The sequence below is a fragment of the Vreelandella sedimenti genome (assembly GCF_013416325.1).
GTDB classification, from domain to species: domain Bacteria; phylum Pseudomonadota; class Gammaproteobacteria; order Pseudomonadales; family Halomonadaceae; genus Vreelandella; species Vreelandella sedimenti.
In genome coordinates this window covers 124620-148120 of sequence record NZ_JACCGK010000003.1, presented here as the reverse complement: position 1 = coordinate 148120, position 23501 = coordinate 124620, and the positions used below count along the sequence as shown (strand labels likewise).

At 56.5% G+C, this 23501-nt stretch carries 17 protein-coding genes; 12 read left to right on the top strand and 5 right to left on the bottom strand.

Features of this window, described 5'->3' with window-relative positions; genetic code table 11:
- The first annotated feature begins 141 nt into the window (after positions 1-141).
- From uca to HZU72_RS04175, 6 genes are all read left to right on the top strand, one after another.
- The gene (gene uca / locus HZU72_RS04200; protein ID WP_180090679.1) at positions 142-3771 is read left to right on the top strand and encodes an urea carboxylase; all 3630 of its coding nucleotides are present in this window, start codon (positions 142-144) and stop codon (positions 3769-3771) included.
- Positions 3768-4838, top strand: coding sequence for an isopenicillin N synthase family dioxygenase (locus HZU72_RS04195; RefSeq protein WP_180090678.1), 1071 nt, complete (start codon positions 3768-3770; stop codon positions 4836-4838). Before uca ends, HZU72_RS04195 begins: the two co-directional genes overlap by 4 nt.
- Positions 4828-5547, top strand: coding sequence for a hypothetical protein (locus tag HZU72_RS04190; protein ID WP_208457953.1), 720 nt, complete (start codon positions 4828-4830; stop codon positions 5545-5547). Before HZU72_RS04195 ends, HZU72_RS04190 begins: the two co-directional genes overlap by 11 nt.
- Positions 5548-5561: 14 nt before the next feature.
- On the top strand, positions 5562-7382 hold the full coding sequence (gene atzF / locus HZU72_RS04185; RefSeq protein ID WP_180090677.1) for an allophanate hydrolase: 1821 nt from the start codon (positions 5562-5564) through the stop codon (positions 7380-7382).
- 324 nt (positions 7383-7706) lie between these two features.
- Positions 7707-8072, top strand: a complete 366-nt coding sequence (locus tag HZU72_RS04180) for a hypothetical protein (RefSeq protein WP_180090676.1) — start codon at positions 7707-7709, stop codon at positions 8070-8072.
- 10 nt (positions 8073-8082) lie between these two features.
- On the top strand, positions 8083-10101 hold the full coding sequence (locus tag HZU72_RS04175) for a pyrroloquinoline quinone-dependent dehydrogenase (protein ID WP_235975980.1): 2019 nt from the start codon (positions 8083-8085) through the stop codon (positions 10099-10101).
- An 81-nt stretch (positions 10102-10182) separates the two neighbouring features.
- Here the strand turns inward: HZU72_RS04175 and HZU72_RS04170 are convergent, their stop codons facing one another.
- The 3 genes from HZU72_RS04170 to HZU72_RS04160 are packed head-to-tail and all read right to left on the bottom strand — an operon-like array spanning position 10183 to position 13949.
- Positions 10183-11301, bottom strand: coding sequence for a hypothetical protein (locus tag HZU72_RS04170; RefSeq protein ID WP_180090674.1), 1119 nt, complete (start codon positions 11299-11301; stop codon positions 10183-10185).
- A 34-nt stretch (positions 11302-11335) separates the two neighbouring features.
- Positions 11336-13042, bottom strand: coding sequence for a 2-isopropylmalate synthase (gene leuA, locus HZU72_RS04165; protein WP_180090673.1), 1707 nt, complete (start codon positions 13040-13042; stop codon positions 11336-11338).
- A 16-nt stretch (positions 13043-13058) separates the two neighbouring features.
- Positions 13059-13949 carry an ion transporter gene (locus tag HZU72_RS04160; RefSeq protein ID WP_180090672.1) on the bottom strand — a complete coding sequence of 297 codons (891 nt, stop codon included), beginning with the start codon at positions 13947-13949 and terminating at the stop codon, positions 13059-13061.
- 175 nt (positions 13950-14124) lie between these two features.
- Between HZU72_RS04160 and HZU72_RS04155 the strand changes: the two genes are divergently transcribed.
- The 6 genes from HZU72_RS04155 to HZU72_RS04130 all read left to right on the top strand — a co-directional run bounded on the left by HZU72_RS04155 (position 14125) and on the right by HZU72_RS04130 (position 20016).
- A complete protein-coding gene (locus tag HZU72_RS04155) occupies positions 14125-16965 on the top strand; it encodes a monovalent cation/H+ antiporter subunit A (protein WP_180090671.1) in 2841 nt (946 codons plus the stop codon).
- Positions 16965-17297 carry a Na+/H+ antiporter subunit C gene (locus HZU72_RS04150; protein ID WP_022523997.1) on the top strand — a complete coding sequence of 111 codons (333 nt, stop codon included), beginning with the start codon at positions 16965-16967 and terminating at the stop codon, positions 17295-17297. Before HZU72_RS04155 ends, HZU72_RS04150 begins: the two co-directional genes overlap by 1 nt.
- Positions 17294-18805 carry a monovalent cation/H+ antiporter subunit D gene (locus tag HZU72_RS04145; protein ID WP_180090670.1) on the top strand — a complete coding sequence of 504 codons (1512 nt, stop codon included), beginning with the start codon at positions 17294-17296 and terminating at the stop codon, positions 18803-18805. The genes HZU72_RS04150 and HZU72_RS04145 overlap by 4 nt, the downstream gene beginning before the upstream one ends.
- Positions 18802-19299, top strand: coding sequence for a Na+/H+ antiporter subunit E (locus HZU72_RS04140; RefSeq protein ID WP_180090669.1), 498 nt, complete (start codon positions 18802-18804; stop codon positions 19297-19299). Before HZU72_RS04145 ends, HZU72_RS04140 begins: the two co-directional genes overlap by 4 nt.
- Positions 19293-19562, top strand: coding sequence for a K+/H+ antiporter subunit F (locus HZU72_RS04135; protein WP_008958594.1), 270 nt, complete (start codon positions 19293-19295; stop codon positions 19560-19562). Before HZU72_RS04140 ends, HZU72_RS04135 begins: the two co-directional genes overlap by 7 nt.
- Positions 19563-19629: 67 nt before the next feature.
- Entirely contained in the window at positions 19630-20016 is a 387-nt protein-coding gene (locus HZU72_RS04130) for a Na+/H+ antiporter subunit G (RefSeq protein ID WP_180090668.1), read from the top strand.
- Between the two features lie 206 nt (positions 20017-20222).
- Here the strand turns inward: HZU72_RS04130 and serB are convergent, their stop codons facing one another.
- Both serB and parC read right to left on the bottom strand, forming a co-directional pair.
- A complete protein-coding gene (serB, locus tag HZU72_RS04125; RefSeq protein WP_180090667.1) occupies positions 20223-21164 on the bottom strand; it encodes a phosphoserine phosphatase SerB in 942 nt (313 codons plus the stop codon).
- 20 nt (positions 21165-21184) lie between these two features.
- Entirely contained in the window at positions 21185-23440 is a 2256-nt protein-coding gene (parC, locus tag HZU72_RS04120; RefSeq protein WP_208457952.1) for a DNA topoisomerase IV subunit A, read from the bottom strand.
- Positions 23441-23501: the final 61 nt, after the last annotated feature.

Below are 23501 nucleotides of genomic sequence, written 5' to 3'. Positions count from 1 at the left end.
ATGAAAAAGCCGAGCGCCCATGGATGGGTTCACAGCGTTTTCGCGTCTCTCCTGAATGGGCCACAGCACTAAATCTCTGGGGACGACCCCAAGAGGTTGACTCTTCTGCGGGACGACCCGCCTTTGTTTGCAGGCAGTGCCATGTCCATCAATAAAACGTTTAGCAAAGTACTGATTGCCAATCGCGGTGCCATTGCCGCACGTATTTTACGTACTCTCAAAACACTCAATATCGGCAGCGTGGTGGTTTACGCCGACGCCGACCGGGACGCGCCCTACGTTCATCAGGCTGATGAGAACTATGCCCTGGGCGAAGGCTCGGCCAGCGATACCTACCTTAATATCGACAAGCTGATCACCATTGCCAAAAAAAGCGGTGCACAAGCCGTTCACCCTGGCTACGGCTTTCTGTCAGAGAACACCCGCTTTATCGAAGCCTGCGACGCAGCAGGGCTGACCTTTCTAGGCCCCACCGCCGAGCAAATTGAACAGTTTGGCCTAAAACACCAGGCCCGCGCCCTGGCCAAAAACGCCGGTGTGCCCCTGGTGCCCGGCTCAAAACTTCTCGAAAGCGTTAACGAGGCACTCACCAGCGCCGAGCAAATTGGCTACCCGGTAATGCTCAAATCCACCGCCGGAGGTGGCGGTATCGGTATGCAGGTATGCCAAACCCCCGCCGAGCTTGAACGCGCCTTTGACTCAGTGAAAGGCCTAGGTGAGCGCAACTTTGGCGACGGCGGCGTGTTTCTGGAAGCCTATATCGCCCGCGCCCGGCACCTGGAAGTTCAGCTATTTGGCGATGGCCAAGGCAGCGTGATCGCCCTCGGTGAACGCGACTGCTCTACCCAGCGCCGCCACCAAAAAGTGCTTGAAGAGTGTCCGGCCCCCAACCTGCCCGAACCCGTTCGCCAGGCGCTGCACGCCACGGCGGTTCAACTGGGCAAGGCGGTCAACTACCGTAGCGCAGGAACCGTCGAGTTTATTTACGATGCTGAGCGGGAAGCGTTCTACTTTTTAGAGGTCAATACCCGACTCCAGGTCGAGCACGGCGTCACCGAACTAGTCTACGGCGTTGATATCGTTGAGTGGATGGTACGCCTCGGGGCAGGCGAACTGCCCGCCCTTGAGACGCTCACCAACGACCTCGCCCCACGCGGCCATGCCGTACAGGCGCGCCTCTACGCCGAAGATCCCACCCACGACTTCCGCCCCAGCGCAGGCTTGCTGACAGAAGTCGATTTCCCCAAGGCTGACGGTCTGCGCATCGACCACGCCATTGAAGCTGGGCTAGAAATATCGGCACTGTTTGACCCCATGCTAGCCAAAGTGATTGTTCACGCAGACAGCCGAGCCGCAGCTATCGAACAGTTAGCAGACACGCTGGATAACGCCAGCGTTTACGGCATTACCACTAACCGCGCCTGGCTTGCCCATGCGCTGCGCGCAGACCGTTTTCGTGACGCCGACCTGGACACCCACTGGCTAACCACCCTGGAGTGGGCGCCGCCCACCATTGAAGTGATCGCCCCCGGCACAGTGACAACGATTCAAGACCACCCCGGCCGCCAGGGCCACTGGGATGTGGGCGTGCCGCCTTCCGGGCCCTTTGATGACTGGTCGTTTCGCCTCGGCAATCGCCTGCTCGATAACCCCGCCGATGCCGCCGGGCTTGAAATCACCCTGACCGGCCCGACGCTGCGTTTTCACCGCGCCACACAAATCGTGCTGACGGGTGCCGAGCTCCCTGCAACGCTCGATGACGAAACAGTTGCTTTTTGGCAGGTAACTGATATTCCCGCTGGAGCAACGCTTAGCTTGGGCAAGGTCGCTGCGGGCGCGCGGGCCTACTTACTAGTGCGTGGCGGTATCGAATGCCCACGCTATTTAGGCTCACGCAGCACCTTCACCCTCGGGCAGTTCGGCGGCCACGGCGGCCGAGCGCTGCGCAGCGGCGATATGCTCGATTTACCCTCGCTTGCCGCCACCTCCCAGGCGCATTTGGATGAGGCGTTAATACCTACCTTCGGCCATCAAAACAGCGGCAAGACCTGGCAAGTGGCCGTGCTTTACGGCCCCCACGGCGCGCCGGACTTTTTTACCGATGACGACATCCAGTGCTTCTTCGACCACGAGTGGGAAGTCCACTACAACTCCAGCCGCACCGGCATAAGGCTGATTGGCCCGCGCCCCGAGTGGGCCCGAGCCGATGGCGGCGAAGCGGGGTTACACCCCTCCAATATCCACGATAACGCCTACGCCTTTGGCACTATCGACTTTACTGGCGATATGCCGGTGATTCTTGGCCCCGACGGCCCCTCTTTAGGCGGTTTTGTCTGCCCGGCCACCGTGGTGCGTGCCGAACGCTGGAAGCTAGGACAGCTCGCCGCTGGCGATAAGGTGCGCTTTGTGGCGGTTAGCCTCGCCACCGCCCGCAGCCTGGAAGCGCGCCAGCGCGCCCAGTTAGAGAACCTTACAGCGCCGCCTGTTGACGATATTCAGCCAGAACGCGACACCCCGATCCTGCGCGACGTCCCTACTCAGCAAGCCGGTGAGCGCATCGTTTACCGCCGCGCCGGGGACGATTTCCTGCTGATAGAATTTGGTGCGATGGAGTTGGATATCGCGCTGCGCTTTCGCGTACACGCTTGGATGCTGTGGTTACAGGAACACTCGCTGCCCGGCCTACGGGAGCTAACCCCCGGCATTCGTTCGCTACAAGTTCACTATGAACCGCTAGAACTTAGCCTTGATGAGTTGCTCGAGCACTTGCTCAAAGCCGAGCAGGCGCTAGTCGACATAGAGTCGCTAGAGGTTGAGTCGCGGGTGGTGCATCTACCGCTCTCCTGGGACGATCCTGCTTGCCACGAAGCCATCGACAAATACCAGCGCAGCGTGCGCCCAGATGCACCCTGGTGCCCCAGCAACCTCGACTTTATTCGCCGCATCAATGCACTGGAGAGCGAACAACAAGTGCGCGATATCGTTTTCGATGCCCGCTACCTGGTAATGGGTCTTGGCGACGTTTATCTAGGCGCCCCCGTCGCCACACCGCTGGATCCGCGCCAGCGCTTGGTGACCACCAAATACAACCCCGCCCGCACCTGGACGGCAGAAAACTCTGTGGGCATCGGCGGTGCCTATTTGTGCGTATACGGCATGGAAGGCCCCGGTGGCTACCAGTTTGTCGGTCGCACGCTACAAATGTGGAACCGCTACCGCACCACCCAACACTTCGAAAACCCCTGGCTGCTGCGCTTTTTTGATCAGCTGCGCTTTTATGAAGTCAGCCACGACGAGCTTGAGCAAATTCGCCGCGACTTCCCCCATGGTCGTTTTGAGCTGTCCACCGAAACGGCACACTTCCGTTTGGCGGACTACCAAGCTGACATCGACGAAAACGCCGACGCCATCGAAACCTTCCGTACCAAGCGCGAAGCTGCCTTCCAGGCAGAGATGGCCGCCTGGCGTTCTAATGGTCAGTTCACCTTTGAAGATCAAGTACCGGCTAGCCCTGAAATCGAAACCTTGGCCGACGGCGAAGTGGGTATTGAAAGCCCGGTAACCGGCAGCCTATGGAAACTGCTGGTACAAGAAGGCGAGCAGGTTAGCGCCGGTCAAGCAGTAGCGTTAGTCGAATCCATGAAAATGGAGGTAGAAGTAACTGCTCACTGCGCGGGTTGCGTTTCCCGGCTTCCCATAAGCGAAGGGGCGTCTATTGGGCCTGGGCAACCGCTTGTAGTGCTCACCAGTAAAGAGGAGACGGGCGCATGAGTCAGCTTCCTAACGATCAGCGCTTGGCTGATTTCCAGTCCATTCCCGTCATCGACATTAACGACCTACTCCATGGCGATACCCCCGCGCGTCAAGCCGTCGCCGATTCCCTTGGCCGCGCCGCAAGGGAAGTAGGTTTCTTTCAAATGGTGGGGCACGGAATTGATCACTCCTTGCGCGAAGGGTTGATTTGCCAAGCCAAGCGCTTCTTTGCTCAACCTGAAGCAGCCAAAATGGAGCGCTATATTGGCCTTTACCACCATCATCGGGGCTATGTCCCTCCCGGTGAAGAGTCACCAGACCCTAACAAGCCTGATATGAAAGAGGCTTTTGATCTCGCTTTTGAGCTTCCCGAAAGCGACCCTGAAGTATTAGCCGGAACGCCTTTGCTCGGCCCCAATCCCTGGCCAGACCTTGACGGTTTCCGCGCACCGGTGGCCGCTTATTATGAGGCGGCTTATCAGGTGGGTCGCTCGCTGATGGGCGGCTTTGCTCTGGCCTTAGGGCTTGAAGAACAGCAGCTACTGCGCCACGTCAACAAACCACCCAGCCAGCTGCGCCTTATTCACTACCCTTACAATCCTGACGCCGAAGACGCCCAAGGCATTGGCGCGCATACTGACTACGAGTGCTTTACCCTGCTGCTACCCACCGCGCCTGGGCTTGAAGTCATGAACGGTGCGGGCGAATGGATTGATGTGCCGTATCAAGACGATGCCTTGGTGGTGAATATTGGCGATATGTTGGAAATCTGGAGTAACGGCGAGTTTGTGGCGACCTCTCACCGTGTGCGCAAAGTGAAACAGGAGCGCTACTCCTTCCCGCTATTTTTCGCCTGCGATTATCATACTGAGGTCGCGCCGCGGCCTGAATTAGTCCAGCGCCACGGCAAAGCCCATTACGCACCGCTTAAAGCGGGTGATCACCTCTACGCCCAAACGATCCAAACCTTCCGCTATCTCCGCGATCGACTGGCAAAGGGCGAAATCACACTCCCAGAGGGCTCCCGCGAAGTGGGCAGCCTAGGCCAGCACGGCAAACATAAGGAACCCCCTTATGAACGCTAACCTGCCAGCCACACCTCAAACATTTCGCGGCGTATGGCAGCGTACTCTTTACGCCGAGCCCGCTATTGAGCCCTACCAAAGGGCCGACACCACTACGCAGGTGTATTGGCTACAGGGCAAGCACTGGCATGCCGACCTGCGCCTGCCTGCGGACTCGCCTGGCTTTGCAGGCATCACTTGTTTAGACGACTGCAACCGATCTCAGCTTGAGTGGCTGGCGGGGCTCACGGCTTTTGCGGGTATTACTCAAATAAAAGGCGAGCTATGCAAAAGGCTATGCATCTGGCACCGCTATCAGGATCTATGCCCTAGTCTGGAAAAGGATGTAGGACTACTGCAATGGATTAACGACACCACCCTGGAAGAGCGACACCCTCACGGTCAGTACGTTGAGCACTGGCAGCGGCTTGCCAATAATGCCGTTGAAGAAGTGATTCAAGACGAGCAGGGGCAACTGCGCTGGCTGCAAATAGGTAACCACGCTATAGCGATTACCCCGCGCCCAGCCGCCAACATTTCCGATCTGTTTTCCCCCATAAGTACCGCCGCCGAAGACACCCTACGCTGGCGCGCCAGCCTATGCTTTGACTACTTACAGCAAAGCCAAGACGGCTGGCAAGTAATGCTATCTACCCAGCCCTGGCGAAAGGGACTGATTCTGGATGGCGCAAAAAATCTACTTAAGCCTTCTTTCGTGACACCGATTTAATTGAGGAATCTATTATGACGCTTCCTATCGCACTCGATATCGCCAGCCTTCACACCGCCTACCAACAGGGTGAACTCACCCCTGCAGCGTTAATCGACGATTTGCTCGCTCAAGCCGAGGCCCACGGTAAAGAGCCTGCCTGGATTACTCGCTTAAGTCGCGAGCAGTTGGCGCCCTATTTGAAGCGCCTGGAAGGCGAATCGCCGAAGACGCTACCGCTTTACGGCATTCCCTTTGCTCTGAAGGATAATATCGACCTGACGGGGGTTGCTACCACCGCTGGCAGCCCGGCGTATGCCTATGCACCTACGGAAAACGCTTTTGTGGTGCAGCAGTTGATTGATGCGGGCGCGATTCCCATGGGCAAAACCAACCTGGATCAGTTCGCCACCGGGCTGGTGGGAGAGCGGGCGCTAGAAGTTTACGGCACACCTGCTAATGCTTTTGACCCAACGCTGGTGCCCGGCGGCTCCAGCAGCGGCTCAGCGGTGGTCACCGCGGCCGGTATGGTTAGCTTTGCACTCGGTACCGATACCGCCGGTTCTGGTCGTGTACCTGCCTGCTTTCATAACTTGTACGGGGTTAAACCCAGCCTGGGGCTGCTTAGCACCCGCGGCGTAGTTCCCGCCTGTGCCACGCTGGATACCATTAGCCTGTTTGCGCTGACCGCAGACGATGCCGCAAAGGTGTTGGATATTACCGCTGCCTATGATGATCAGTGCGCTTGGTCGCGACAGCATGATTTTGCGGTGTACGGTAAACGCTACGGCAAAGCGCCCACTGCGTTCCGCTTTGGGGTGCCGCTGGAATCCCAGTGGCAAACCGATGCGGCCTATACCCAAGGCATGCACCAGACGATTGCCGAGCTTGAAGCCATTGGGGGTGAAAAGGTCGAGCTGGACTGTTCGCCGTTACTGGCGGCAGCGCGCTTGCTCTACGAAGGCCCTTGGGTGGCCGAGCGCTACCATGTGATTCGCGATTTGATGAAGAGCCACTCGGATGCGGTGCATCCGGTCACGTTTGAAATTACCCAAGATGGTGCCACGCCGCTGGCGGTAGACGCCTTCGATGCACGCTATAAACTCGCTGAGTATAAGCGTCAGGCAGACGCACTCATCAGTCAGGTGGATGTGATGCTTTCACCCACCACGGTCACGCATCCGAGCAAGGCCGAGGTAGCGGCGGATCCAATCAGTGTCAATTCTCGCCTGGGCACCTGGACCAACTTTATGAATCTGCTCGATTACAGCGCCCTGGCCGTACCTATAGGCTTTAGCGAGCGGGACTTGCCAGTTGGCGTCACGCTCTTTGGGCCCGTATTTGCTGATCTAACGCTGCTCTCCCTCGCTCGCGCTCTCGAAACTCGTTTAATGCTGCCGTTAGGCGCGACCGGAATTCAACACCCGCCTTTAGCAGAACTCACCGCTCCTGCCCAAGACGGCAGCATAGAACTAGTGGTATGCGGTGCGCACCTAAAAGGCCTGCCGCTGAATCACCAATTGACAGAACGCCGCGGCGTATTGGTGAACACTACCCACAGCGCCCCGCGCTATAAGCTGTTTGCTCTGGCAGGCGGGGGCCCAAAGCGCCCGGCGATGCTACGCGACGAGAATGGGCAAGCCATTGAAGTGGAAGTGTGGCGTCTGCCTATCGAGACCCTGGGCAGCTTTTTAGCGGGCATACCCGCACCGCTCGGTTTAGGCCAGGTGGAACTTGTCGATGGCAGTTGGAAGTGCGGTTTTATCTGCACCGCAGGGGCGCTAAACGAAGGTGGTAAAGCAGAGGATATTACCGAGTTTGGCGGCTGGCGGGGGTGGTTAGCGAGTCGATCATAACGCTGATATACGAGGCCCATGGGCATGTGAAACGCTGCGGATGGGCCTTTTAAACGAAACAGATTATTGGCATTTAAGCTGTTCAATTTTGTCCATCCGATCAAAGTCATTAGATATTTTAAACTGTCCTGCCACAAACACCAGGCGCTTTTACAATGCCTCCCCTCCATTGAAAAAACAGCGCTAGGTGTTGCTACAGTTAATCAAGACATATCACCCAGATCGTAAAAGTATCGTTTTCTGCTAAAGTTATAGTGCTAACGATTTCTGACGTTGAATTAGCCTCAACGTTGGACATCTCACTCAGCAGGAGGCCATAGCGTTATGTCACCATCCCTCTCGTCCAGACCGGGCGCTTTCGTCCTCTTAATAGCCTCGCTTGCCGGGCTTGCTATCGCTTTATATGCCTATTTCACACCACTAACCGGCGTCACTGGAACGCTTGGGGCACTGGTCGCCATTGTGGCTTGCCTCGCCCTTGCGGTGATGGCGTTACTTCTCTTTAAAGTCAAAAGGCGTGGTGCTTCCATCGTACTGCGGATACTCATCCTGATGGGGCTTGCCGGTACATTTTTCGCCGGAATGCTGTTGCATCAGTGGTGGATCAGTGCAGCCATGGTAGTCGGTCTGATCGGCTTGATTGTTGATATGGTTCGCGCAACCCATCATGCCCGTCTCACCCACACCTGAGGAGCCGCCCATGCCGACATTATTATCCACCCCGTTTAAATCGGTAACCCCAGGCTTAGGCGCAGTCACCGCCCTGGCGATGTGTTTTACGCCCTTGCCGTTACTGGCTCAGGATCAACCCAGTGAGCAGGAGAATCCCGAGCAAGAAGAAGCGCCCAGTCGCGCTCCCATCCCGTTGGTGCCTGGCGAGCCGACCTGGGACAGCTTCCATGGCCAGCTTAATGCCCAAAAATATAGCCCGCTTGATCAAATCAATACTGATAACGTCGGCGAGCTGGAGAAGGTATGGGAAGTGCATACCGGCGATGTCGCAGATGGCTCAGGTGAGTTGCCAGCCACCGTTTGGTCAGCGACCCCGGTGTTTGCTAACGATACCCTTTATATTGGTACCCCCTTCTACCGCATACTCGCGTTAGACCCCGGTAGTGGCGAAGAGAAATGGAGTTTCGATACTCAATCCTCTCTGGAAGCGCTAACTCAACCCGCTTTGAAAAACCGTGGTGTGGCCTATTGGGAAGCCGACAATCCGGTAGCAGGCGAGCCCTGCCAGAAAATTATCTATATGGGCACCATGGATGCACAGCTATTCGCGGTCGACGCCGATAGTGGCGAACAGTGCGCTGACTTTGCTGATAACGGTGTGCTCGACGTCAACCAGTGGAACGACACCAACGACCGCTGGCCGCTTTCGCTACTACAACCCCCTACCGTGGTGGGAGACCACTTGGTACTCGGCTGGGCGGGGATGGACTGGGCCTACGAACAGGCGCCACCAGGCACTATTTACTCAATTAATGCCCGCACAGGAGAACGTGAATGGACGTTCCAGGCACTTTCAGATGAGATGCGCGATCAAAGCGGCACCGCCAATGTCTGGACACATATGTCCGCCGACGAGGAGCGTGGTTTAGTCTATCTGCCGGTTTCCTCACCCTCGCCGAACTACTGGGGCGGCAATCGCGCCGAAGAAGTGCCCCTGGGCACATCCACCACCGCCCTGGATATCGAGACCGGCGAAGTGGTTTGGTCGCGGCAGTGGGTACATCACGATATATGGGATTACGATATCAATGCCGCGCCAACGCTGATGGACATCACAGTAAATGGTGAAGACATACCGGCACTCATCCAAGCAACCAAGATGGGCTTTCTATTCGTGGTTAATCGCGAAACAGGCGAAGACGTTTGGCCGATTGAGGAGCGCCCGGTACCCGGCGGTGATGGCAGCGTTGAGGGCGAAGTTTACGCGCCGACCCAACCTTTCCCGACTAAACCGGAACCGCTGTTAGATCAGTCTGAAAAGCCCAACGTCTGGGCGCTGGCTGACGCGGTTAGCTTCGGAGAGTGTTCCGCGTTGTGGGGCGATCTTCATTATGAAGGCATGTACACCCCGCCCACTACCCAAGGCGAAGGCACGCTCGGCTATCCGATCAGCGCAGGCGGCGTACAGTGGGGTGGCGTGGCCTTTGATCCGGAGAGCCAGACAGCAATCGTCAATACCTCGCACATTGTGCAGTATGTAAAGCTCTACAGTCGTGAAGAGTATGAAAAGGCCGATAGCGGCTCCGGCAACGAAAGCGGCTTCGCCCCCCAAGAAGGCGCCCCCTACGGGATGCGTCTTGAGGTAGCGCTTAACCGGCTAGGCATGCCCTGCTGGGAGCCACCCTTTGGCGAGCTTGTCGCCCTGGATATGACCAGCGGTGATATCAAATGGCGTCGTCCGGTGGGTGCATCGCAACAGTATGGTTTTTTTATGCCTGAGAGCTGGGGCTCGCCTACCATCGGTGGCCCGGCCGTCACCGCAGGCGATATTATCTTTATTGGCGCCTCCATGGATGCCAAGGTGCGTGCCTACTCCCTAGAAACCGGCGAGGAGCTCTGGTCGGATCAGACCGAAGCCCCCTCGGTCTCGAACCCTGCGGTTTACGAGTACAACGGTCGCCAATATGTCGCCTTTGTTTCCGGTGGCAATACCATTCTGAAAGACCAGGTGGGTGATCAGATCGTAGTCTACGCGCTGCCAGAGTAACCCTCAGCGTAGGTAAAATGATAAACGGGGCGGCCTCTGAGGCCGTCTCGTTTACGTTAACAGCTACTGTCTCTCACTGCTTCAGCCAAGGTCACGAGTCTGAGGCTTGGTACGCCTGGCTAACTGATTATTTGCCGCCCTAAAACATACTCGCATCAGTGGTACCAGCAACCACAGTATCGGCGTGAGCAACCAGCGGTAAATAAAGCGCGCGATGAAGAGTACTGGCAGTAGCACGATGAACCAGATAAGAAACTGACCGAACCAGACCGGCCAGCCAAGCCAAGTAGAGAGGTTGGCGCCGAGTGCGCTCACTAAGCTTGGGTGGCGCACCACCACATAGGCAGTGCCCGCTACTGCGGCCACCTTGGCCATACGAGGCAAGCGCGTAAAACGTCCGCTGGTGGCGAAAATCCCTTGGCGCAGGCTCGTCCGAGCGCCCTGGGCTTCCACACTGCCCACCCGGGCAGCACGAGCGGTTTTGCCTGCCCGCAGCACCTTCACGGTGCTGGCCATCACGAGTAGATCGACACCGGCCCAGCCTAGATCAGCGGCGCCAACATCGTCGCCCCGCCGCCACTGGCTTTCCAAATCGCGTAAACCGCTGGTGAAGAAATCGCCCAGGCCCGCAACCAGACGCTCGCCCTGTAGCCACTCCACGTCGCCTTGTTCGCTGACCACAAACTGGTTAAGCAGCGCGTGGCCATTGGCATCCAGCAGCGCAATACCCATCTGCCCGCGGCGGTAAGGGGTGAACGCTGAATCCGCTTCTCCCTCCTCATCACTCCACCAGCGGCTGAATTGCTGATAACGCTCACCGACCCAGTACTGCGCCTTTAGCGTGGCCACATCGTGGCTGCGAAAGTAGCTAATGGGAAGTACTGCGTCAGCCCCATAGCGCACCAGTACTCGCTGAAAATTGGGCAGTAAGCCGTACTCCACTAATACATCGCGGGCCATATCACCGTGGCGCAAAATCGCCAAAGAGGCACTCATCCACAGCGCCTGATCGTCAGCATAGCTGAGAAACAGCGCATTGAGCTCCGGTGTTTCCTGCTGAAGCGACGCCTCTAGCGAGGGCAACGCCCGCTGAGCTTCCAATCGTACCAGTTTGGACTCAAACGGCTCATGAGAGGCCAATGCTGATGCTAGCCCGGCGATCACTATCGCGGTTACTACCATTATCTGCCAGGGCCGCATCGCAATCCACCTCACTCAACGGGTAACCTCAGGATTACCCCAATGTCTCCGCCGTCACGTTGGCCGCCGCGGGCTGGGTAGAGTGGTGGCGATTGATCGCGCTCAACACCCCCTTCATCGACGCGCTGGTAATGCTTTCATCGTTGCCTACACCGAATACCGCTTTGCCGTCGATACGCACTTCCACATAAGCGATCGCCTCAGCGTCAGCGCCCTGCCCGCGGGAGTGCTCGTGGTAGTCGATAATCTCTACATCGTGCCCTGCGGCTGCCAATGCTTTAACAAAGGCCGCTAACGGGCCGTTACCCTCGCCCTTTAACATTTGCCGTGTGCCGCTCTCCTCAATCACGGCGTCCAGCGTGACTTTGGGGCTGTCGGGTTCAGACGACAAACGGTGGTTAACTAATGCAAAGGGCACTCGCTGCTCTAAATACTCATCCGAGAAAGCCTGATAGATCATCTGCGAGGTGATCTCACGCCCGGTGCGTTCTGCCACTTCCTGAACGACCTGACTAAACTCGATGGAAAGCCGACGCGGTAGCTCAATACCGTGTTCCTGCTCAAGCAGGTAGGAAACACCGCCTTTACCCGACTGGCTATTAACCCGAATCACCGCTTCGTAGCTGCGGCCCACGTCCAGCGGGTCGATAGGCAAATAAGGCACATCCCAAACGGCATCAGGGTTGGCGCGACGATCTGCCATGCCTTTTTTGATCGCATCCTGGTGGGAGCCGGAGAAGGCGGTAAACACCAGATCGCCCACGTAGGGGTGTCGGGGATGCACCGGCAGTTGGTTGCAGTACTCCACTTCGCGCATGATCGGGGTGATATTGGAAAAATCGAGCTGGGGGTTAACGCCCTGGGTGTACATATTCATCGCCAGGGTGACGATATCAACGTTGCCGGTGCGCTCGCCGTTCCCAAACAGCGTGCCCTCAACGCGATCAGCCCCGGCCATCAGCGTCAGCTCTGCCGCTGCTACACCGGTACCGCGGTCGTTGTGGGGGTGAACGCTAACAATCAAGTGGTCGCGGTTTTTGACGTGGCGACAGAACCACTCGATCTGGTCGGCGTAGTTGTTGGGCGTGGCGACTTCTACCGTGGCCGGCAGGTTCACGATCATGGGCTTATCGGCGCGGGTGCCGTAAGCGTCCATGACCGCTTCGACGATCTCAACGGCAAAGTCCATCTCGGTGGTAGTGAAGAGCTCCGGCGAGTACTGGAACGTCCAGTTGGTTTCTGGTGCGGCGTCCATCTGCGCGCGGATCTGCTGGGTTGCTTCCACGGCGATTTGTACGCACTCAGTTTTATCGACGTTGAACACCACCCGGCGAAACATGGGATCGGTGGCGTTATAGACGTGGACGATGGCGTTTTTGGCACCCTGCAGCGCTTCGAAAGTGCGTTCAATCAAGTGTGGCCGTGCCTGGGTAAGCACTTGAATGATCACATCCTCAGGAATTTTATCCTGCTCAATCAGCGAGCGCACAAAATCGAAGTCAGTTTGGGAGGCTGACGGAAAGCCCACTTCTACCTGCTTAAAACCAACACTAAGCAGCATGTCGAATAAGCGCTGTTTGCGCTCCTGATCCATGGGGTCGATCAGCGACTGGTTACCGTCGCGCAGGTCAACGCTGCACCAGATAGGCGCCGTCTCGATACGCTTGCTCGGCCACTGGCGGTCGGGCAGATCAACGGCCACAAAGGGGCGGTACTTTTTGGCAGGATCAGTCAACATCATGGCGGCTCTCCTAAAATCAGTCAGTTGGGGGCTTGTCGCTGTGCTTACCGCCCGCTTCATTCTGTTGTGTTGGGTCTGTCGAGTATGCTTGAGAGAGCGCTGACTCCATACGGTCAAGCTGCGCTTTCAGCCCGCGAACATCATTGCGCAGCGACTGCAGCTCGGCTTCTTCGCCTTCGCCGTTGTCCAGCGCCATTTGCGCGCTCTCTTTCTGCATCACGTCCAGCACAATACCAATCATCATATTGAGAAAGATAAAGGCGTTCAAAAAGATAAAGGTGAGAAAATAGATCCAAGCGTAAGGGTAGACGTCCATGGCCGGGTACAGCACAGCGGTGGCCCAGCTCTCAAAGGTCGCCACCTGAAATAGCGTTAGCATGGCCAGGGAAATATTGCCCCACAGCCCCTCGTCTACATTGTGAAACAGAAAACTCCCAATGGCAGCGTATATATAGAAGATGATAAACATCAGCAGTACCACATAGCCCATCCGTGGCACCGACTTCACCAGGGCGCTAAGTAGCATCTGAAGTTCAGGAATCATCGACACCAGGCGCAGTACCCGGAAAATGCGCAGCAGCCTGGCCAGTAGCACCATTTCCGAGTCATCCATGGGGATGAGACTGGCAGTCACAATCAGGAAGTCAAAAACGTTCCAGCCCTTTTTGAAGAAGTCGAGCAGGCTGCGCTCCGCGGCCATTCTGATTAAAATCTCAATCAGGAAAAATATCGTTACTGCGATATCGAGATAGAGCAGCCACTGCTCAACCTGAGTGGTTTCGTCGTAGGTTTTTGCTCCGATCACCAGGGCGGAAATGACGATAATGGCGATCACCATCGCTTCAAAAAACTTGTTTGACCGCAGCTTTTCAAAACGGGCCTGCCAGGTAGTAAAGGACTCACTCATGTAACAAAAAATCTCTCAACGGTTAATCCGCACACTTTATACTAAAATTACACGCCTGCTACACAAGTGATATCCTGTTGTTTCACTTGATGTATCCTACGCCACCAGAACGCCTCTTTAGACGCCCTGTTGGTACTCTTTTGACTTTTTTTACTTTAGCCGCTGGATGATCCCCATGACACTGCTTTGGATAGCCTTATTGCCTCTGCTAGGCGTACTGGTGCCGGCACTCACCGCACGGCGCGGGCGCGGTTTCTGTTCCCTTGCAACGGCGGTGCTGCCCACTACCGCCCTAGTAATGACGCTACTCAATGTGCCAGCTCTTTTAGATGGCGAGCAGCTACGTTTTTCGGCCACCTGGATGTCGGAACTGGCACTGAACCTGGCGTTCCGCCTGGATGGGCTATCGCTGCTGTTCAACCTATTGATACTCGGCATCGGTCTGCTGATTATTCTTTATGCTCACTACTATTTAGCCAAAGACGAACCCTATGGCCGATTCTACGCCTTCCTGATGCTTTTTATGGCGTCAATGGTGGGTATTTCAATGTCGGACAACCTGATTCTGCTATGGCTATTCTGGGAGTTAACCAGCCTCTCTTCGTTTTTGCTGATCGGTTACTGGTCGCACCAATCGGACGCCCGTAAAGGCGCACGCATGGCGCTCACTGTTACCGGCGCGGGCGGCCTTGCCCTATTGGCAGGCTTGCTGCTGTTGGGCGATATGGCGGGCAGCTTCAATATGGGCGATGTACTGACTAGCGGCGAAGTGATTCTGGCGGATTCCCGCTACCCGCTTATGCTGGGTTTGGTACTGCTGGGGGCCTTTACCAAATCGGCGCAGTTCCCGTTCCATTTTTGGTTACCCCACGCCATGGCAGCGCCCACACCGGTATCAGCCTATCTGCATTCGGCCACCATGGTTAAAGCGGGCATTTTCCTGATGGCACGACTGCACCCAGCCATCGCGGGTAGCGAGCTATGGAGCGTGGTGGTCTCCCTGGTCGGTATCATCACCATGCTATATGGCGCTTGGTTTGCACTGATGAAGACCGACCTAAAGGGTATTCTGGCGTTCTCCACCGTTAGCCATTTAGGCTTGATTACCGTGCTGCTGGGTATCGGTAGCCCCATGGCGATTTTAGCTGCCCTGTTTCACATTCTGAATCACGCCACCTTTAAAGCTGCACTGTTTATGAGTGCCGGCATTATCGATCACGAGACCGGTACCCGGGAGCTGAAACAGTTGGGCGGGCTGAAAAAAGCCATGCCAGTGACGGCACTCTTGACTACGCTAGCGGCTGCCGCAATGGCGGGCGTACCGCTATTTAATGGTTTCTTATCCAAAGAGATGTTCTTCACAGAAACGCTAGCGACGCCCGTTTTAGGCGGACTTAGCTGGTTGTTACCCGCATTAGCGGCGCTTGGCGGTATTCTTTCCGTGGCCTATTCACTGCGTTTAGTACACGCCGTTTTCTTCAAACCGGCTCGGGAAGCACCACCGAAATCGCCCCATGAGCCGCCACACCTTATGCGTTTGCCGGTAGAAATATTGGTAGCCCTGTGTGTGATAGTGGGACTGTTCCCGGCCTTTATGGCAACGGGATTGTTAGAGCTCGCCAGCCAAGCGGTGATCGGTAGCCCGCTAGATTTCCACCTGGCTATTTGGCACGGCGTGAATCTACCGCTCATCATGAGTTTGCTCGCCTTCGTGGTGGGCATTGCCCTCTATTGGCGCTATGGAGAGGTGCGTCGATTTACCCAGCAGTTTGCCGGGGTCGATGCCCGGCGGGTGTTTGAGCGCATGCTTGTCTCCATAGGTTATCGCGCCGAGCAGCTTATTGCCGCGCTGGAAGGCAATTCGCTACAGCGTTATGTGGGCTGGCTCTGGCTGGGCGCATTAGTCATGGGTGGGATCGGCCTGGTTCAGATCACCGACTTAACGGGTGCTGCCGGCAATCAAGAGCTGGACGGTATCCTCATACTCGGGGCGGGGATGCTGATGTTTGGCGGCGTGGCCACCGCTGCCACTCACCGCTACCGGCTAATTTCTCTGCTGATGCTATCGGTCGTCGGGCTCTTTGTGGCACTCACCTTCGCCCGCTTCTCAGCACCCGATTTAGCGCTGACACAGCTTTCGGTGGAAGTGGTGACCATGATTTTGTTGATGCTGGCGCTATTTTTCTTGCCACAAAAGACCCCACGGGAATCCAGCCCACTACGCAACGTTCGCGACATGTTGCTAGCCGGCACCCTTGGCTTGGTGATTGCCAGCCTTAACTATGCGGTCATGACCCGCGAGACGCTGTCGATTTCCAGTTTCTTTGTGGAGAACAGCAAGCCCGGCGGTGGCGGCTACAATGTGGTCAACGTGATTCTGGTCGACTTCCGGGGATTTGATACCCTAGGTGAAATCACCGTACTGGCCATCGCTGGCCTGGCGATATTTAAGCTGCTGAACCGCTTACGCCTGTTTATGCCGCACAGCGACGGCGAAGGCCGAGTATGGTCACCTGACCGCTACCCAGCGGTACTCACATCAATTTCAATGACGCTGCTGCCGCTGGCGCTGTTGGTATCAGCGTTTATCTTCCTGCGTGGCCACAATCAGCCGGGGGGTGGTTTTATCGCCGGGCTGATCACGGCGGTAGCCTTGATCCTGCTATACATGGCCCGGGGCGTGGCGTGGGCGCAAGAGCGTTTGGACTTCCCTTTCCAACCAGTAGCCGTCATTGGCGTGGCGATAGCCACCCTAACTGGGCTGGGTAGCTGGCTATTTGGTCATCCGTTCTTAACATCCACATTTGGCTATTTCAGCCTACCGCTAGTCGGCACCTTTGAACTGGCCACCGCGCTGCTCTTTGATCTGGGTGTCTACTTAGCGGTGGTGGGCGCTACGCTGATGATTCTTGCCAACCTTGGTAAGGTCACCACCGCTCACCGCCCGGTGACCGAAGCAAGCGAACAGGATGCTGACGCCAACGCCGCCGCCACCTCTGCCAAGGAGCCTCGTTAATGGAACTGCTTTATGCGATGACCACCGGTGTATTGACTGCTTCTGGCCTCTATCTAACGTTACGCGGCCGTACTTTTCCGGTCGTGGTGGGTCTTACGCTGCTCTCTTACGCCGTGAATTTGTTCCTGTTTTCAATGGGGGGGCTAACCACTGATGGAGCTGCCATTGTCTCCGAGGGTGCAGGTTTCGCCGACCCGCTGCCCCAGGCGCTAGTGCTCACGGCTATAGTGATCGGCTTTGCGATGACCGCGTTTGTGGTGATCCTGGCCATGCGGGCGCGGAGTGAAGTGGGGAACGACCACGTCGACGGTAAAAAGGAAGACCGAGAATGATGCAGCATCTAATTGTTTTCCCTGTCGTTCTACCGCTAGTCGCGGGCATATTGCTGCTCTATCAACGCCAAGGATTAGTGCGTTACAAGCGCACGGTGAGTGTTGCTGCCACGGTGCTACTGCTGCTGGTCGCGATAGGCCTATTACGCCAAGCCGCCAGTGGTGAAATCACCTACTACGCGCTGGGGGACTGGCAAGCTCCGTTCGGCATCGTGTTAGTGCTGGATCGCCTCTCGGCGTTAATGCTGTTGCTGACTGCCGTATTAGCCGTTGGCGCAGTAGTGTTTGCTTGCGCCGGTGACGATGAAAAAGGCAGTAACTTCCATGGTCTTTTTCAATGGCAACTGCTGGGCATCAATGGCGCCTTTTTAACCGGTGATTTGTTTAACCTGTTCGTCTTTTTTGAAGTTCTGCTCCTGGCGTCCTACGCCCTGCTGCTTCACGGCGGCGGTAAAGCGCGAATTCAAGCCAGCGTCCACTATGTGGTGCTCAATCTGGCAGGCTCCTCACTGTTTCTGATTGCAGTGGGGATCCTGTATGGCGCTACGGGTACGCTCAATATGGCCGATATGGCTATTCGGGTAGCAGAACTATCCGCAGAGCGTGACGGCTTAGTGAGCGCTGGGGCACTGATGCTGCTGGTGGTGTTTGGGTTAAAAGCCGCCATTTTGCCGCTCTACTTCTGGCTGCCCAAAGCTTACGCCTCGGCCCCCGCCCCAGTGGCGGCGCTGTTTGCCATCATGACCAAAGTGGGTATTTACGCCATTCTGCGCGTCTACTCGCTCATTTTTGGCGACAGCGCTGGCGACTTGGAAGCGCTGGAACAGCCCTGGGTGTGGTGGCTATCGCTCGCTACCCTGGCTGCCGCAGGCGTTGGGGTATTGGCCGCACGGGACTTACGACTGCTGGTTGCTTATTTGGTGCTGGTGTCAGTGGGCACGCTGCTGGCGGGTATCGGCATGCGCTCGCCACAGGCGGTCTCTGCACTAATCTACTATCTGATCCACACTACGTTGATCACCGGTGGTCTGTTCCTGCTAGCGGAAATGATTGGCCTACAGCGTGGCAAAGCGGGTACTCGCATAGTCAAGGGCCGCCCTATGGTGCAGGGCGCAGCACTCGCCATGTTGTTTTTTGTCGGCGCTATCGCCGTCGCAGGCATCCCGCCGTTCTCCGGCGCTTTCGGCAAAGCGTTGATGCTCAATGCTGCCGAAGGCACCCAGCGACTATGGCTATGGCCGCTGCTGCTGCTAACCAGCTTAGCCTCGCTGATCGCTCTTTCCCGGGCAGGTTCTACGCTGTTTTGGCGTAGCCACCGGGGCACCATCAGCGGTACGCCACTTTCCCGTTGCCAGTGGTTTGGGGTTATCTGGCTGCTGAGTGCAGCCCCTCTGTTAGTCGCCATGGCCGGGCCAGTGAGCAGCTACACTCAAGCCACGGCTGAGCAATTAGCTAACCCCCAGGTGCTAATTCGCACGCTACTACCTGATGCTGGAGATGCCCAATGATTGCTCCGCGCTCCTGGCTACCCACGCCTGTTTTATCACTACTACTGCTAGTCGTTTGGCTGCTGCTGGTACGCAGTTATGCCTTTGGTCAATTCGTACTCGGTGGCTCATTAGCCATTTTGATCCCACTGCTGACCCACCGCTTTTGGGATGCGCGCCCACTTATAGCCAAACCTTTCGCGCTTTTGCGATTTATTTTCCGGCTACTGGGCGACATTATCATCGCCAACTTTGAAGTGGCTTACTTGATCGCCAACCCGTGGCGCAAGCTTAAGCCTCACTTTATTGAATACCCACTCATGCTCGAAGAGCGCTTCACCATTACGCTGCTGGCCAGCACGATCAGCCTGACACCGGGCACCGTATCGGCCAATCTACGCATGGATGGCAAGTCACTGCTGATTCACGCATTAAACGTGGACGATGAAGAGGCGCTGATTAAGCAGATTCGTGAGCGCTATGAACGCCCGCTCAAGGAGATTTACGAATGCTGAGCATTGCGCTTTATATCACCTTAGCCCTGGTGGTGATGGCACTGTTGATGAATCTCTACCGGCTTACCATCGGCCCCAGCCTGCCCGACCGGGTACTCGCCCTGGACACTATGTACGTCAACTCGATTGCACTGATTGTGCTACTGGGGCTATGGCTGAACAGCAAAACCTATTTCGAGTCGGCGCTGCTGATCGCGATGTTAGGTTTCATCAGTACCGTTGCGGTGTGCAAATATATTCTGCGCGGAGATATTATCGAATGAGTACCGTGATCGCCGCCTCCAAAAAGAGGCAACTGCAATGCCAGAAAGGATCATGCCAGGGGGCGTTATGTCAGGAGTAATAGAGGCGGTTATTTCGCTGCTGCTGGTTGCTGGCGGCATTTTTGTGTTTATTGGTTCGCTAGGAATGGCCCACTTGCGCGACTTTTATATGCGCCTGCATGGCCCGACCAAGGCCACCACTCTGGGTATCGGTTGTATGTTGATCGCTTCGATGATGTATTTCTGGAGCGTGGACGGCAAACCCGACATTCAAGAACTGCTAATCACGCTCTTCCTGTTTATTACCGCTCCGGTCAGTGCCCACTTGCTGGCCAAGTCCGGCTTGCACCTGCGTTTAAAGCACGCTGATAAAACCCAGGGTAAACCGGTAGAGCTGCGACCAGAAGAAGTCGGCGATAAACCGGTCCCCCACCCGGATAAAGGCCATGGCTGAAACGATAACAATAAAAACGCCTGCCTAAGTGAGCGGGACTTTAGCTCACAACCAACTGGCTTCCAGCATAATAGTCCCACAGTGGGAGGTAGCTTTAGCTCGCGACCCTTTAGGCTGATAACCTTGGGGAGCATTCTGCTCCCTTCGCCGAGATGTCGAACCACCGCTGAAGCTGCCTCCCACAATTAGCTTCCAGACGCATTACATTACGGAGTTAAATCCTGCTGGTGATAGCCCAGTAGATAGAGCACGCCATCAAGACCTGAGGTAGAAATCGCCTGGCGTGCCTGAGCACGCACCAAAGGCTTAGCCCGAAATGCAATCCCCATGCCCGCTTTGGCAAGCATTTTCAGATCATTGGCGCCATCCCCTACCGCAATCGTTTGACCCAGGGTAAAACCTTCCCTCTGAGCAATGGACTCTAATAGTTCGGCTTTGCGCTCGGCATCGACGATCGGTTCACTTACTTCGCCAGTTACCTTGCCATTTTCGATGATCAGTTCATTGGCATGGATCTCGTCAAAGCCAAGCTTCTCTTGTAAGTGGCGAGCAAAGTAAGTGAAGCCGCCGGAGAGGATGGCGGTGCGAAAGCCTAAGCGCTTCAGGTTAATCATTAAGCGCTCTACACCTTCCATTAACGGCAATTCCTCAGCGATCTCCGCCAGCACGGACTCATCCAAACCGGCCAGTTTACTCATCCGCTCACGAAAGCTCGCTTTGAAATCCAGCTCGCCGCGCATGGCACGCTCGGTGACTTCTGCGACTTCACCCCCCACGCCATGGCGGCGGGCCAGTTCGTCAATCACTTCAGCTTTGATCAGCGTGGAGTCCATATCGAAACACACCAAACGGGGCTGAACGTGATCACGAGTATCTGCTTGGATAACAATATCCGCACTAAGAGTTTCGCTCAGTACCCGTGCGGCATTACGAACCGCTTCAACATCCACCTCACCTACCAGACGATGCTCGATACAGTCGAGGCACTTGCTCAGCTGTACCGAGTTCTGCTGCAACGACAGATCGGCAAGTCGACGGGTGCTCCTTTTCTGCAGACCAAATTGCACGATCAGGGCGTCTACCTGGGATTGAATATCTGCGGTTAAACGTGCCGCTAATACGGTTAGGATTAAGTCACCGCCTGCCATCACTTAGCTCCTGCCATTATTTACTCTCCTGCCTCTAAACGGTCGACTTTCTGGAAGCCACGGGGCAACTTGCTGCCGCGGCGGCCACGCTCGCCGCGATAATAAGCTAAATCGTCAGCTTTTAGGGTTAGCTTGCGCTTACCAGCATGAATCATCAGCGCCTCACTGGCGGCGAGCACCACAATGCCGGTAACAAACTCCTCCCGACGGGCAGCTCGTGGGCCGGGGATATCGAGCATCTTATTGCCTTTGCCTTTGGACATTTCCGGTAGTTGATCCAAGGGAAACAGCAGTAGCCGGCCTTCGTTTGAAACCGAGGCAACCCACAGCTCGTCGCCCTCTGGCACTTCAACCGGCGCCATCACATTGCAACCTTTGGGCAGGCTAAGCACCGCTTTACCGGCTTTGTTTTTACCGGTGAGCGTATCGAGCCGCGCCACAAAGCCATAACCGCCGTCAGTGGCGAGCACGAAGCGCCGTTCCGGCGGTGCGAACATCAGGCCCGCCATTTTCGCCCCAGCGGCAACATTAGCGCGACCGGTGACCGGTTCTCCCTGACCCCGCGCACTGGGAAGATTGTGAGCAGACAGCGTATAGGCGCGACCGGTGTCATCCAGCAGTACCAGCGGCTGATTGGTTTTACCTTTCGCCGCCAGTTGGAAGCTATCCCCGGCTTTATAGGAGAGCCCCTCGGGGTCGATATCGTGCCCCTTGGCCGCACGAATCCATCCTTTATCGGAGAGCACCACGGTAATCGGGTCAGCGCCCAGCAGCTCCACTTCTGAAAGCGCCTTGGACTCTTCGCGCTCGACCAGCGGTGAGCGTCGCTCGTCGCCGTGCTCTTTACCCGCTGCGCGGATCTCTTTTTCGATCAGTGTGGTGAGCTTGGCTTCGCTGCCCAGCAGCCCCTCTAAATATTTGCGCTCTTTTTCCAGTTCATCCTGCTCGCCGCGAATTTTCATCTCTTCGAGCTTGGCAAGGTGACGCAGGCGCAACTCTAAAATGGCTTCGGCTTGGCGTTCGGAGAGACTAAACGTCGCCATCAGCGAGGCTTTAGGCTCGTCCTCCTCGCGAATAATGCGGATCACTTCGTCCAGATCAAGGTAGGCAATTAGCAAGCCTTCCAAGATATGCAGGCGATCTTCGACTTTGCCTAGGCGGTGCTCTAAACGACGGCGCACCGTACTACGACGGAACTGCAGCCACTCACCCAGCATTTCGGGAAGCGGCATCACCCGTGGGCGGCCATCCAGGCCGATCACGTTCATGTTCACCCGTACATTCTTTTCCAGGTCAGTCGTGGCGAACAGGTGCGCCATCAACGACTCTACGTCAATGCGGTTAGAGCGCGGTTCGATGACCAAGCGAGTCGGCTCTTCGTGGGTCGACTCATCGCGCAGGTCAGCCACCATGGGCAGCTTTTTGGCCTGCATTTGCGCGGCAATCTGCTCCAATACTTTGGCACCGCTGACCTGATAGGGCACGGCGGTGATAACAATATTGGCTTCTTCGCGGATGTAGCGGGCACGCAGCTTGACCGAGCCACGCCCGGATTCGTAAAGCTTTCGCAGATCAGCAGGCGGAGTAATAATTTCCGCATCGGTGGGGAAATCAGGTGCGGGTACGAATTCCATTAAATCAGCGGTGGTCGCCTTGGGATTGCGCAACAGATGACAAGTCGCTTCGACCACTTCCGAGACATTATGGGGAGGAATATCGGTGGCCATGCCAACCGCAATCCCTGTGCCGCCATTGAGCAGCACATGGGGTAACTTGGCCGGCAGTACCAGCGGCTCCTGCATGGTGCCGTCAAAGTTGGGCGCCCAATCGACGGTGCCTTGACCCAGTTCACCCAGCAGCACTTCGGCGAACTTGGAAAGCTTGGCTTCGGTGTAGCGCATGGCGGCGAAGGATTTGGGATCGTCAGGACTCCCCCAGTTGCCTTGGCCGTCTACCAGCGGGTAGCGGTAGCTAAACGGCTGCGCCATCAGCACCATGGCTTCGTAGCAGGCGCTGTCGCCATGGGGGTGGAATTTACCCAGCACATCACCGACGGTACGCGCCGACTTTTTGTACTTGGCGTTGGCATGCAGCGCCAGCTCGCGCATGGCGTAAATGATTCGCCGCTGCACGGGTTTCATGCCGTCGCCAATATTGGGCAAGGCGCGGTCAAGAATGACGTACATCGAGTAGTCGAGGTACGCTTTTTCAGTGTAGTCGCGCAGGGAGAGACGCTCGACGTCTCCTTCCGCTACTTGAATATCCATGTCGATCATATCCTACCTTGACAACAAAACCGCCCCTGTTGGGGCGGCTGATAAGCGGACACGCGGCCAC